The 13011-nt window shown below is 57.3% G+C and carries 6 protein-coding genes; 1 reads left to right on the top strand and 5 read right to left on the bottom strand.

Annotated features, from left to right (window positions below):
• Nucleotides 1-171: 171 nt before the first annotated feature.
• The 5 genes from Q363_RS36320 to Q363_RS18925 all read right to left on the bottom strand — a co-directional run bounded on the left by Q363_RS36320 (nt 172) and on the right by Q363_RS18925 (nt 10563).
• Nucleotides 172-3837, bottom strand: coding sequence for a BadF/BadG/BcrA/BcrD ATPase family protein (locus tag Q363_RS36320; RefSeq protein ID WP_064742671.1), 3666 nt, complete (start codon nt 3835-3837; stop codon nt 172-174).
• 51 nt (nt 3838-3888) lie between these two features.
• Nucleotides 3889-5679, bottom strand: a complete 1791-nt coding sequence (locus Q363_RS18935; protein WP_051978992.1) for a hypothetical protein — start codon at nt 5677-5679, stop codon at nt 3889-3891.
• A 60-nt stretch (nt 5680-5739) separates the two neighbouring features.
• On the bottom strand, nt 5740-7026 hold the full coding sequence (locus tag Q363_RS18930; protein ID WP_035353401.1) for a radical SAM protein: 1287 nt from the start codon (nt 7024-7026) through the stop codon (nt 5740-5742).
• 1176 nt (nt 7027-8202) lie between these two features.
• On the bottom strand, nt 8203-8322 hold the full coding sequence (locus Q363_RS44335) for an ATP-binding protein (protein WP_245632324.1): 120 nt from the start codon (nt 8320-8322) through the stop codon (nt 8203-8205).
• 462 nt (nt 8323-8784) lie between these two features.
• Nucleotides 8785-10563, bottom strand: coding sequence for a vanadium-dependent haloperoxidase (locus tag Q363_RS18925; RefSeq protein ID WP_051978991.1), 1779 nt, complete (start codon nt 10561-10563; stop codon nt 8785-8787).
• A 1197-nt stretch (nt 10564-11760) separates the two neighbouring features.
• On the opposite strand from Q363_RS18925, the gene Q363_RS18920 reads away from it, so the two are divergent.
• Nucleotides 11761-12987 (top strand): IS110 family RNA-guided transposase, encoded by a 1227-nt coding sequence (locus tag Q363_RS18920; protein WP_035353399.1) that lies wholly within the window; start codon nt 11761-11763, stop codon nt 12985-12987.
• Nucleotides 12988-13011: the final 24 nt, after the last annotated feature.

The following is a 13011-nucleotide window of genomic DNA, read 5'->3' as shown; positions in this document are numbered from 1 at the left end:
CTCAACTCGTGAAGCCTGTCACAGCAACCAACGGAGAGCTCGGAACGCTCCATTTCGGTGAGTTGGCGATCGCTCCAGGCGCGCACTCCATAGGCTCGAGCTGAGCCTTCAAGGCACAACTGCCAACGTTCACTTCTTCGAGCTTCTCATGAAGCCGATCGCGCCTTGAGACTAGGCTGAGACAAGGCGCTCCGACTCGAGTTGCAGCGCATACTCTGCAAGCTTCGCTTCGATGTCGGCCTCGATCTTGCGCCGTTTGATGATGTCCTCGCGGTAGCGCCGCAGGAAGTAATCGATCGTCTCCACGCGAATGCGAATTGAGCCGGAAGGCTTGTTCTCGTCGAGGTCCTTGAACGAGAAGTACGGCGTTCCGGATTCTTCAATGATTCCCTCGATCACACCATAGATAGGAGCGTCATGACCGCACTTGAAGCTTGAGACCTCAAGCGCAACCAGATTGGGATGACGCGCGGTAAACTTCGCCGCCCACACCTTGTGGTTCGTGCTGGTCGAGTAGCGATTCTTCCACACGTCGCTGATATCCAGAGGGTGCGTGATCATCCCGGCCTTCACCTCGTCGCCAAAGAGTCGGTCGAGCAGGTCTTCATCCAGCGGCAGCGTGCTCTGCGAGAACACCGGATAGCCAAGCTTCTGGAACTCCTCCATGATCTCGTGATTCAGGCCGGGATCGTGGTGATAGACGCGGCCAAGCATCACGATGCCGATGCGGTCCTCACGCTCGAGCTGATCGAGCGTCTCGCGCGCCTGACGGCGAATCTCGCCCTCGCAGTCCGAGAGCGCTTTGAACCCGGCAGCGATAGCGCGATCGTTCTCCTCGCGCGAGAGGCCCAGCAGCGGCGACCATGCCTTGTACATCTGCTCCGCGCAGATCTTCTGGTCCTGCAGGTTCAGGATCGGATCGAGGTAGGTGATGTTGTTTTCGGTGAAGATGTCGCTCTCCTTGGTGAACGCGGCCTTTACAACCTCAGGAGTGGCGGTCACCGTTGGACAGGCGTTCGATCCCGTCAGGTTCACCAGCGGCGTATGCAGCACGTCGTACATCGGGAACCACACGGCGTTCAGCGGCTTCTTGCTGTGCTTCGTGGCGAGCAGGTTGTAGACGTGCGCAATGCCGATCTTCGACGGATAGCACGGATCGATGGCGCCGCGGCTCGCTCCGGCGCGGTAAAGCTCCGGCGTCGTGTAGTCGGAGTAGAGGATGTTCTCGGCCTTGATCCCCAGGCTTGCAAAGTACGCATTGAACAGCGGAGCGTACGTATAGGTATTGAGCAGACGCGGAATGCCGATGCGGAAGTCCTTGCGCCGTTCCATCAATGCCGCCCGCTCCTTCACGTTCTTTGAGACGAAGAGGCCCTTCGTACTCGGAACCGCATCGGCAACGGCTGCCACCTCGCGGTGGCGGAAGACATCGCGCGCTGCAATATCGACGAAGTTCGGATTTGCTTCCTTGATCTTGTCAATATCGGCCTTGATGTCCTTCATGTCGTCCAGGTCCTCAACAGCTCCCTTTTCGCAGGTCGCAATAATCAGCCGTTGCTCACCAACTCGAAGTGGAACCTTCGTCTTGCGCGGTTGGAAGTCAACCGGCTTCGGCAACTCGATCACCTTGCTGGAACCAGGAGCAATCTGGATCTGCACCAGCGGCTCCACTTTAGCCTTGAAGGGAGACGATGTGCCACAGCTGCCGCCAGTACTGCACGAGGAACCATGCGCCTCGGCTGCAGGAAGATTGGCCTGAATATGCTCCAGACTGGGAAGGCTCTCGGCGCGCGCAGCCTCCTCCGGTGTTGCCAGGCGGTCGGTCTCCGCTGCTGCTGAGTTGACATCGACATCGATGAACGTGCGCAGGCAGTTGTTCTTGCAAAAGTAGCAGCGCGTGTCTTCGTTACGGGTGGTGCGATAGCGAATGTTCCGCACCGCCTCAAGGCCGATGAAGGTCGTCTGCTTGCCGTTCTTCCATAACCGCAGAGCCTCCTGCGCTGCGCCGATCGCTCCAGATTCGCCGCAGTGCTCGTGCACGATGATCTCCGGTTCCTTGCCGTTGGCGCGGAAGCTCGACTTGATGAAATCCACCTCCGCCTTTACCACCGCCATGTTGTTCTGCGTTCCACCCTGCAGCACGAAGCGTGATCCAAGCGAGGCGAGATTCGGGATGCTGGCCACGTAGAGGAAGACGTTCTTGGGAAGTACATCCGCCAGTCCGGCAAGAATCTCTTCCGAGCGCCAGCCCTGACGCTGGAAGTTCACAATGTCCGATTGCATAAAGACAGCGCAGCCATAGCCGAACGAAGGCATCGATTTCGCCGCGAAGGCGATATCGGCAAACTCCTCCACTTTCATGCCAAAGCCTTCCGCGGTTGATTGCAGGAAGTATCCGTTGCCGGCCGAGCATTGCGTGTTGAGCTTGAAGTCCTTCACACGGCCGTCTTTCAGCACGATCAGCTTGATGTCCTGACCCCCGACGTCGATGATGACGTGCGGGTCGTCGTAAAACTTCAGCGCCGACTCCGTGTGAGCCACCGTCTCCACCAGCGCGACATCGGCATGCAGCACATCTTTGAGGATGTCCTTGGCGTATCCCGTCGTTCCGACTCCGAGTACCTCCATCGTTGCGCCCTTGCTCTCAATCTGCGCGCGCAGCTTCTCAAACATCTCGATGCCATCCTGAATCGGATTGCCGTTCGACAGCTGGTATGTCTTGCAGAGAATCTCACCTTCGGTGCCCAGCAGGACGGCCTTCGTAGACGTCGATCCGCCGTCAATGCCGATGAAGCCGGAGACAACCTGTTGCTGCGTGAACTCCGCGGGAACAAACTTCTTGCGACGGTAAGCTGACTTGAACTCATCAAGCTCGGCATTATCGGTAACGAGGCCCTTCGTTCCTGACGCAGCCTTCTCCTCCGCACGTCCATAGTCGATGTAGTAGGCGAGCTTATCCGTCCCCAGATAGCGTCCGATGGAGGCCTCTTCATCCTTGCCGAACTCAACAGAACCAAGCGCCGCGAAGTACTGCGCGTTGTCAGGAACCTTGATCAGGTCTTCCGGCGTCATGCCCTCCGGAATCTCGACCTTACGCTCCTTCCACATGCGCGGAATGTTCGCCTGCCACGCCTCACGCATGCCGCGGATGAATGAGTTGGGGCCGCCCAGCAGCAACACGTGCGGCCGCAGCGTATTGCCTCGCGTGAGCACACTGAGGTTCTGCAGCACGATCGCCTCAAAGAGCGAGGCCATCAGCTCATGCGAAGGCGTCCCGGTCTTCTGGAGGCCATTGATGTCCGTCTCCGCAAAGACGCCGCACTTCCCCGCTACCTTGTGCAGCTTCACTCCGTGATATCCCTGGTTGGAAAGCTCGCTGGCAGGAATTTTCAGCTTCGCATTGATCTTGTCGATCACCGCGCCCGTTCCGCCGGCGCACTTATCGTTCATCGACGGAATCTTCTTCTTGCGCCCTGTCTCCTCATCATCTTTGAAGACGATGATCTTCGCGTCCTGCCCGCCAAGTTCGATGACAGAGTAGACCTCGGGGTGAAGTTTTTCGACCGCAAGCGAGACGGCGTGAACCTCCTGCACGAACTTCGCCCCGATCATCTCCGCAATCGTGCCGCCGCCCGATCCTGTGACGAAGATCCGCGTGTTAGCCGCAGAGATTCTGGCCTCTGACTCCATGCGCCGCAGAAACTCCAGCACCTTCTCCGGCTGCCGCGTCTCATGCCGGTGGTAGTCCTGCCACAGCATCGCATCCGTCGCCGCATCGACGACGATCGCCTTCACCGTCGTCGAACCCACATCCAGACCAACCAGAAGCTGTTCCATCACTCGTCACCTCAGGGGATAGAAATCAGACTGCGTCCAACGAGTGAAACGTCAGGCAACTCGCTGTTCTGGAACCGAGACGCGGGCCCGGCGGCGATACGCTCTGTCTTTGTCCATCAGGTCGCTTACATGCACGGCAAACTGCGCGGCGGTTCCGGCAAGGCCCTCCTGATGCGGAACCTTGTACAACGCATGTGAGAGGTGTGGATGGTCGGCAACATACTCGCGCAGTTCGTCGAGTGATTTGCCGGTCTTATCAAGCACTCCTTGAAACTCCGCGCGAGCCTTGGCCTTTGCCTCAGCCAGCGCCATCTGCACGCGGCTGTGGGCATTCACTTCGCCTTCGCCAGAGGTCTCGATCGGCAGGAAGATCATGTCCTTGTACTTGTTGACCACGCGCGACTGCACTCCGTCGGACTGTGTGGAGGGCATGCAGCCGAAGGGCTTCAGCGCCAGTACCATGTGGCACAGATGGTTCACGGTGTAGTAGACGTTCTTGCCCACCTCCATGAAGCCTTCACCGCCGCGCGCAAGCTGGTGGTAGAACGGATGCGCCAGACGCGACAGCTCCTTCTGCGGAACAATATGATGCGCCGTGTCACCCATATGCTTGATGGTGCGGTGATAGAAGTACGTCCACATCCCGCTGCCAACCGTCAGGCCTCCGGTCTTCTTGAAGAGCAGCAGCTCGTTGACGGCGCGCTTCTTCAGCTCGTACCACTTCGGATCGCGATACGGAGCATCGACCTCAGCGCGAGCCTTGGCGCCCTCCTTCGCCACGTACATCATGTAAGAAATCCACGTCGCGATCGGCTCCACAAGCACCTGCGCGCCTTCCTTCTCGAGGAACGCGAACATGTTGAAGTTGCCGTCGCCCTCTGTTGTCTGCGCCCAGAACTCGCCTGTGATCTTGATCACGGGCTTCACGCGCAGACGGTCCACTTGAATTGCGTTGATGCTGTCGCGGCAAGCATGCAGCGCATCGACATACTCCTTGCCGTAGAGGTTGTCGGCGATCTTGCCCAGCGTGCATGTAATCCCTTCTACCTTCTTGTGTTTTTCCAGATAGGGTTTAGCCCACGAAGGTACAGCATCCATCACATGCCAACGCTTTCGGTCGCGCAGCGTGTCCGTCAGCGTCTTTGCTGCCTGCTGAATCACCTTGTCCGTCTCGCCCTTGTTCACTTCGAACGGACGAATCTGATACACCAGCTCATTCAACACATCGCCCAGGTTCAGCGCGTTGAGCATTCCCATGCCAAAGTCCACGGAGAACTTCAGACCCGGCTCTCCGCTGGCTGCCTTGATGCCGTCGGTCTGCTGGAACAGCAGCACGCGGAACCCGTCGAAGCCCGCGTTCTGCAGCGCAAAGCGGTACTCCGCCTCATACATGCCGAAGCGGCACGGCCCACAGGAGCCCGCGGTGAAGAAGACGTAGTTGTCGATGATCTGCTGGCGAGTCAGGCCCTGCTGTTCCAGCCCCTGCAGATAACGCACCAGGTTGCCAACCGTGAAATAAGTAGGATTGCACTGACCGTTGTTGCCGTACTCCTTGCCAGCCTGAAAGTCGGCGACGACCGGAGTCGGAATGTTCTCGCACTTGTAGCCGCTGCCATGGAAGACCGCCTTGATCATCTCCTCGTGCTTCCACGTAAGCCCGCCAAAGAGAATCGTGACGTAGTCCCGCTCTGCCGCTGTGAAGGTGCGCTCTACCGGTTTCTTGAACTCGCGCATCCGTGCCAGCCCGGCCTCTGCGCGAAGACGTGCCCGCTCGGCTTCGATACGGGCCTGAACTTCCATCTCAAAATCAGTCTGAACGATCTCATTGACGACTGCCGGCATATGCGTCTCCCCTTAGCTAGGTGATTGGCTGCAAGTTGTCGCGGAATGAAAGTGGGTTCCTTACATCTGTCCCTTCATCCCCTGGAATCCGTGCGCAAGTTGTTTGAAAAAGTACTTGATGACGCGCTGGTCGTTGTAGCACCAGCCAAGGATGTGGTTTAGCGTGGAAAAGCAATGCGTCTGGCAGCTCTCCTTCTGATGATCGAGCTGTTTGGTATCGAACTTGTGATCGCCCACCGTCCCCCAGTCATACGAGGCTGTATACATTGGGAAGCACGGCGCCAGCGTTCCATCCACTCGAATGATCATGGAGTTCTGTCCGGCCCGGCAGTTCCACGGAAAATGATTGCCCTTCATGAAGCCAACCATCTGCCACAGGCGCGTGTTTGAGTTCACCATCTTGTAGCCGGAGTCCTGCTTCTCCGTTAGCCACTGAATGGTCTCTTCGACCGCGGGCCAGTCTTCCTTCGTGATGTAGGTGACATTATTGGCAGAGTGCTTGAAGTGTTCGTCCTGCTCCAGCAGCGGCGATTCGTTGATGTGGTAGTCCGTCGCGATGCCGCAGTCGTGCGCAATCTCCGTCAGTTCCCGCACGTCATCCAGATTGTTGCGGCAGATGTTGATGTTGAGAAACACAGAGTAGCCATACCCATACTGCTTCCAGATCAGGTAGTCGAACTGCTTGCGAATCGGTGCCAGCGCCTTCGGCAGTCCAGGCTTGATGTCCACCGCATCGACTGCAATGTTGAATGTGGAGATACCCGCATCCGCAAGCTTATCGATCACATCAGTGCGCAGCAGCCGGGCGTTGGTCGGCAGATAGATCCAGAAGTTCTTCTTCGCCGCGTAGTAAGTTATGCGATGAATAAGGTCAGGTCGCAGCAGCGGCTCGCCGCCCATGTAGGCGAGCACGCGACACCCCGTGCCATGCAGCCAGTCGACCGAGCGCTTGGCCTTATCCTCCGTCATCCCCTTCACCTTGTTGTCGAAGGCCCAGCAGTAGTGGCAGTCGAGATTGCATTTGAACTCAGTGAAGAGGTAAGCAATGAGCGGATGAAAGTCTCCCGCGGTAACACGCGAACGAATGTACGGGAACAGCCATCCCTGCATCGCGTGGTAGATCTGCCCGGGAGTCCATTGGCGTTTTTCAGGCGGAACCCAGCCGTCCGAAGGATCAATCTCTCCCATCAACTCAGGGTGTTGCGGAAAGACCGGATTCGGAAAGGTCTGCGGCTCACCGATCGCTCGCAGACCTGGCGGCGGAGGGGAAGGTTGTGTCAGTAAGTTATGCAGGGGGACATCGAGTCGGAACGTCTGCGTCGACTCAAACTCCTGTTCAGAAGCCATCCGTGCCTCCTACTTGACCTAAGGTTGTACATAGAACCGCGCCAGCACCCACGGTCAAAACAGTGACGATCGCGACTTGATGAACCTTGGTCATCGGTCTAGCTTGTCGTGATAATAGACACGGCGCGCAACTGCGCCAATTACATAAAGTTGGTATGGCACTCGCCGCATAACGCGGTGCTTTGCGCCTTGGCGGACGCTTACGATGCCGACCAACGGCAGGCAATAACAGCGGCCCAAGAAACCTCAAGGAAAGCCGAACAGCACTGCATCTCTGATACGGGTGAGGACATTGTCGGGAAAACGTCTCTCACGACTCCAGCAAAAAATAAAAGATTATCCTTCGCTGTGTACAGCCCCGTGAGGGGAATCGATGATTACCTCTTACTAAGTACGAAAGCGATCGCTTCGAGAATGCATCTGCGAAATTGTTCAATATTGTACAACGACTTCTGATCCTCGCCACAACGCGATTGCTAGCTCCGCAGAACAAAGCAAGAGAAAACCGGTTCGTTCTAAAGACATAGAGCCCGGAAAAAAAAGCTCGAAATCTCTGTCCTCCCCACCTGCAGATGCGGCTGGCTTAACGGAGGAACCGTGCCTGAACCAACCCTGGTCCCACGGCGCTTCGCCGTGCTGGTTCTCGCAGGGCAGGTTCTTATCCCGTTAGCTCAATGCATCACGGAGCTGCAGACGGTCGGACCTAAGGATTGATCTAAGAAGGAAATGAAAGGAGATTGGAGCACCGAGTGGGAATTGAACCCACGAATGCTGGATTTGCCAGACCGTATATTTCTTTTATTATCAAGTATTTATTGGGGCACCCAGTACTCTAAGGTACTGAAAAGAAAGCATGAGGATTTTCTCGATGGCGTGAAAATGATGTTCATTTTTCGATCACGACAAAGGTGTGATTCAAGAGCATGGCGCAATGCCAGAGTTGTGGTCGGTTCGGCAAATAAGCTGGTTTATTAGTTCTCTTCTCGTCCTCTAGCTAGGGAGGTTATGTTCCGCCAGGTGAACAGGCTTATGACAGAACTAAATCCGGTTAGGATTATCTGATGGCCCGTGACTGGAGCCAACTACCTTTTGCGATCGGCTTGCGGGCCAAAGCCTCCTCTGTATCACCGTGAGACGGCCCGGTGGACACCGAATCAGGTTCGGTAGCGGGCACTTTCACTTCCTCGGCCGCGGTGGGTAAAGTGAAATGAAACGTTGCGCCCCGTCCGTCGTTCGCCGTGGCCACACACGGCCGCCATGCGACTCGACGATGGAGCGACTGATCGCCAGGCCCATGCCGGAGCCTTGCGGTTTGGTGGTAAAGAAGGCATTGAAGATCTGATACCGCCCAGAAAGAATCCAATCCACAACCCGCCCTGCCTGCTATCAGCAGCCGGAACGCTGGCATGGTCCTTATGCCCGAGGCCCGACCAGGAAATCTGTTGGACCTCATTCTGCGGTGAGATGCGAAAGAGACCGGCAGGCTCGTTGATCACCCACAGATGCTGGCCGTGTCGTGGACGATTGAGAGCATATTTCCGCCAGGAACGCCCTTGATTGGAATAAACTGGCCATCTTCCAGGTAACCTAACTCACGAAATGTGGATACCCAAATACCCACGCGCGAACTAATCGAAGAGCGGCTCAACGGCGATGTCGAGGTGAGGCTTTGGCCCGCCGTTCGCAAAGCACACGAAAGATGGGGCACCCGTGCTTTTGTGGTTGGTTGATGGCCACCCGCTTCGATCAAGGGCGCCGCTACTGGTTCGAAATCGTCGCTGTCGTGCCATCCAGCTTCGTGAAGTTTACGGTGAACTTCTCGTTGAACGTCTGCGCCTTGTCCTGAAGAATGCTGATCGCCACCGCCTCGCCCAGCAACATCGACGAATCGCTGTCGCTTCGCCAGTGGATGCCAGACAGAATGCCATGGCCGAAGGATACATTGTGTGCGAGTTTGTTCAGTTCACCGTTTACAGTGAGTTGGCCCGCATCTGCGCCGCTATAGGATCCCAGCGCAAGGCCATCGCTGGTGGGAACTAGAGGATTCGGGAGAACGAAGTTCCCGTCGAAAAAGAATTTCAGGATGGTGATGCATGCGCCACCAACCGTTCCGTGACCTGTCGGATAGGCGGGGTGCGTGGGGGAACCTTCAGGAAAGGCCTGGGAGAGGAAGTAGCTGCCGTATTTGTTGAAGCTTGCCTGCAGCGCGTTCGAGTCCATCACGTTGCTGCTCAGCTTGCCCTGAATGGTGCCGCCCTGACCGGTCGCAATCAAGTGCGCAATGCCGCCGCCGGATTCGGGCCTGTGGCGCAGATGCACGAACCACTTCTGGTACCACACAGCGTTGAGCGCTCGAGTGGCCACTTCTGCCACGAGCGTCGCGAAGTGTGGTTGGCCAAAACTGCCGAATCCAATCTGTGTTTTTGATTCGGCGTACGGGTTGCCGGGATTGAGCGGCACGCCGAGCGTGTTGAGCACGAGATACGCAGTGAAGTAGGCCTGATAGAGCACGTCGACATGCGTGTAAGCGCCCAAGCCGCGGCCGTCGTGCATGTATCGTGGTTGCGCATCGGACTGGTTGACCAGGCCAGTCGAGATTCCGTTCTGCACTTGCTGAAATGTTGAAGCGTCGGTCATGTAATCGAGATTCGGGAGATAGCTCGTCATCTGCTGGCTCATCGCCTGCGCGCCACAGGCAGTGGGCGTTATGAAGAACTGCGAGATGTATGGGCCAACGGTTTCACCGGGGAAGGCCCCGCGGAACAGCAGGTCGGGCGTAACCTGGCCACTGCCTTTTCTTGGGCCGGCGTAGGCCGGCATCGTCGAAAGCTCCTGCGCGGCGGCATTCGCGACTGAACTGGTCGCATAATCCGTGAATGCCACGTCGCGCAGCAGCGAAGCCCAGTAAAGCTCAACCAGTTCAGTGCCGTATGCCGCAGAGGCAAGTGCCGGCGGAGGTGGAACGACAACGCCGTCTTCCTGATTGTGGTGCGAGGGCGCGTTACCGAACTGAACCGAATCGCTCCCTTCCAAGTCGAAGGTTAAGCCGCCTTGCGGACAGTTCAGCTTGCGCGTGCCTCCGAGTGTGATCTTTTCGAAGTCGTCGGGTTCGCCGCTATTCAACGCGGTCTTGAAGGTCTCATAAGCAAACAAGTTGACCTTGCAAGGACCGTCTTGCAGCAGTCCTTTGGTGTAGGTGGCGGACTTGTCGGAGTAGCGCGTCTCGTCGCCGTTGGTACTGTGAGGCGGGGTGGGAATTCGTGCCTCGTTCGTCGTGGCGCTAACACGTAGCGCGAACGACTTATGCACACGCGAATTGCTAATTCCCTCAGGCGCGTCAACATCGCTTGTAGCAGCGCCGTCGCCGGCACTGCTCCTGGACTGCCCAGAGGCTGAAGCGTCGCGGGCGAGCATGCCTGCGGCGAAGGTGGCGCCAATCTGGCTTAGAAGCTTGCGCCGGGTCGAATCTTTGGGCCCTTTTGGGGATGGACTTCCTGCTTTGGCGGCACCAGGGGCGGTATTGCTCTCATTCTTCATATGACTTTGCTCCGATCAAGTTTTTGCCTGAGCCCAAGGTCAAGATCATGAACAAAGATGCAAGCGTAGATGGCATGTGCCTCCACATCAGCCGTCCATTGACAACGAAAACATGGGCAACTGACCGCCCAATACGCGCATGCACGGGATTGTACCGCCGTGCTCGAAGGCTGGGCACGAGGAAAGGGTGAGTAAACGAAGACCGACCTATAGGCGTAGAAATGGTTTTTGGGAAACTTCGATCAGAAGCAATGACATGGCATCCCCGGGAGCGACCCATGGTCCTGCACAATTCAGGTCTTACCTTGTTGAAAAAATTCCAACGGGGAATGAGGTATGGACTTACGCACGCGTATCAACTGAGAGATATACGATGCGCTGTGCGTGCTTCGCGGTCCGCTCCAAAGCGGGAGTAACAGCGGATGGCGGCGCCGTCCACACGAGGACGATCGTGTCGACACCCAATCAAGCATTTATCAAGAGTCTCGGGAATAGTGAGGTCTCCCTGCATCAACTCAACCTGTGGCGGCAAACGAGCGCGTCTGGATTGAGTGCGACATCGCCGCAGTTGCAGTTCGCGTGCTGTGATGAGTTCCGCGCGGGAGCGGAGTATGTTCTAACAGGACCGCAATCCCTGAGCCAATTGGAGCAAATCTCCACAATAGGTCGTGAGATTGGCCGCTCGTTGTGCATTGAAGAGATGTCGCCGGATGAGGCGCGGCGCGATTTGGCCACTCTCATGCCTGCTGCTCGACGCGTGGGCTGCTGCAATCGGCCATTCCGCACATGTTACGTCTACGGTCGCAGAAATCACGGGAGTTCCGGCACGAACGTTCCGCGAGTGGGCCAGCGATCACGCGGGGGAGTTTGCTGACTAAGCAGAGATGGCGCGCTTGGCGAATTGCGTCAGCATCGTCGGCAATCCTTCCCTAATCCGACGGAGTTAGACATGGGCCTTCGGCCCACCCATAGAGATGAAAATCGTTTCGAGTAGAAGCGTTTACGATCGTATTGGCGTGGAACGGCAAAGGCCGTTAGGACTCTGGAGCGGCTGAGGCCGTGATAGAGTTTGGCCCGGGATGCGTGTTTGAACCAATCTGTGTCGCGCCATCCATCCTGTCGGGAGGTTTGGTAGCACGTGACGGTGTCTGATGTCTTTGCGCACGCTTCCTGCCGCTTTCACGCCGGGAGGTTGCGATGGCCGATAAGATTGCAGGAATAGACGTACATAAGAAGGTCCTGATGGTGGTGGTGATGGATGCACGCATGCCGGAGTCGAAGCCGGAGCGCCGGCGGTTCGCCACCATGCCAGCTGAGTTGCGCCGCTTATCGACGTGGCTCAAGCAGCTGGGCGTCGAAGAAGCAGTGATGGAATCCACGGCGCAGTACTGGAGATCGGTATGGCTGGAGTTGGAGCCGCATATGTGCTTGCATCTGGCACAAGCATTTTCCAATCGTGCTCCGCGCGGGCGCAAGCATGACTTCAAGGACGCGGAGAGACTGGTGCGACGGCTGATTGCCAAGGAACTGATTCTGAGTTTTGTACCAAACGGGGAGCAGCGCATCTGGCGCAACCTGACCCGGATGAAGCTGCAACTGGTACGCGACCGGGTACGGCTCCAGAGTCAGATCGAGTGTCTGCTGGAAGAGATGCGTATCAAGCTGTCGGTAGTTGTCGCCGATTTGCTGGGATCGAGCGGTCTTCGCATCTTGCATGCCCTGGTCAATGGCGAGACTGACGCAAAGAGCCTGGCGTTGTTGGGAGACGATCGGTTGAAGTGCACCGAAGAACAACTGATCGAAGCGTTAACAGGAGAATCGCACCCAATGCACCGGCAAATGCTCGCGCTCGAGCTGGAGCGACTGCGGTTGCTTGATGAGCAAATTGCAAAGCTGAACAATCTGATCGCGCAGGCCATGAAGCCGCATCAGGACACCGTGATACGACTGGCGGAAGTACCCGGTCTGGGCATCGATTCGGCTCAGCAGATCATCGCCGAAGTAGGGGTGACGGCCAGCACGTTTCCCTCTGCGGCCGAGTTCACTTCCTGGGTGGGAACCTGCCCCGGAAACCAGGAAAGCGCCGAAGAGAACTCCAGCAGTCGTTCGGCGAAAGGCAACAAGTACATGCGCCGGGTGCTCAACCAGGCCGCTCATGCTGTCGCCCGGAGCAAAGGCACACACTTTCAGGCAGTGTTCCGGCGTCTACTGCCGCGCCTGGGTTATAAATCCGCCGTCTGGGCCATCGCACATCGCCTATGCCGCTTGGTCTGGAAGATTCTTCATGGGGGAATCCGCTACGTCGAGCAAGGCACCGGAGTCGAGCCGAAGCTCCTCATCTATCGTGCCCAATCTCTAGCCAAACAGCTTCGCAAATTCGGCTACAACGTTCAGATCACTCCCGCCAACAGGGCGCCAGCATAAGACTCGCGAGCGCAACCCTGGAGG

The sequence above is a fragment of the Edaphobacter aggregans DSM 19364 genome, from assembly GCF_000745965.1.
Taxonomy (GTDB): Bacteria; Acidobacteriota; Terriglobia; order Terriglobales; family Acidobacteriaceae; genus Edaphobacter; species Edaphobacter aggregans.
Note: the sequence above shows the minus strand (reverse complement) of the source record. Positions and strands in the feature narration are given on the sequence as shown.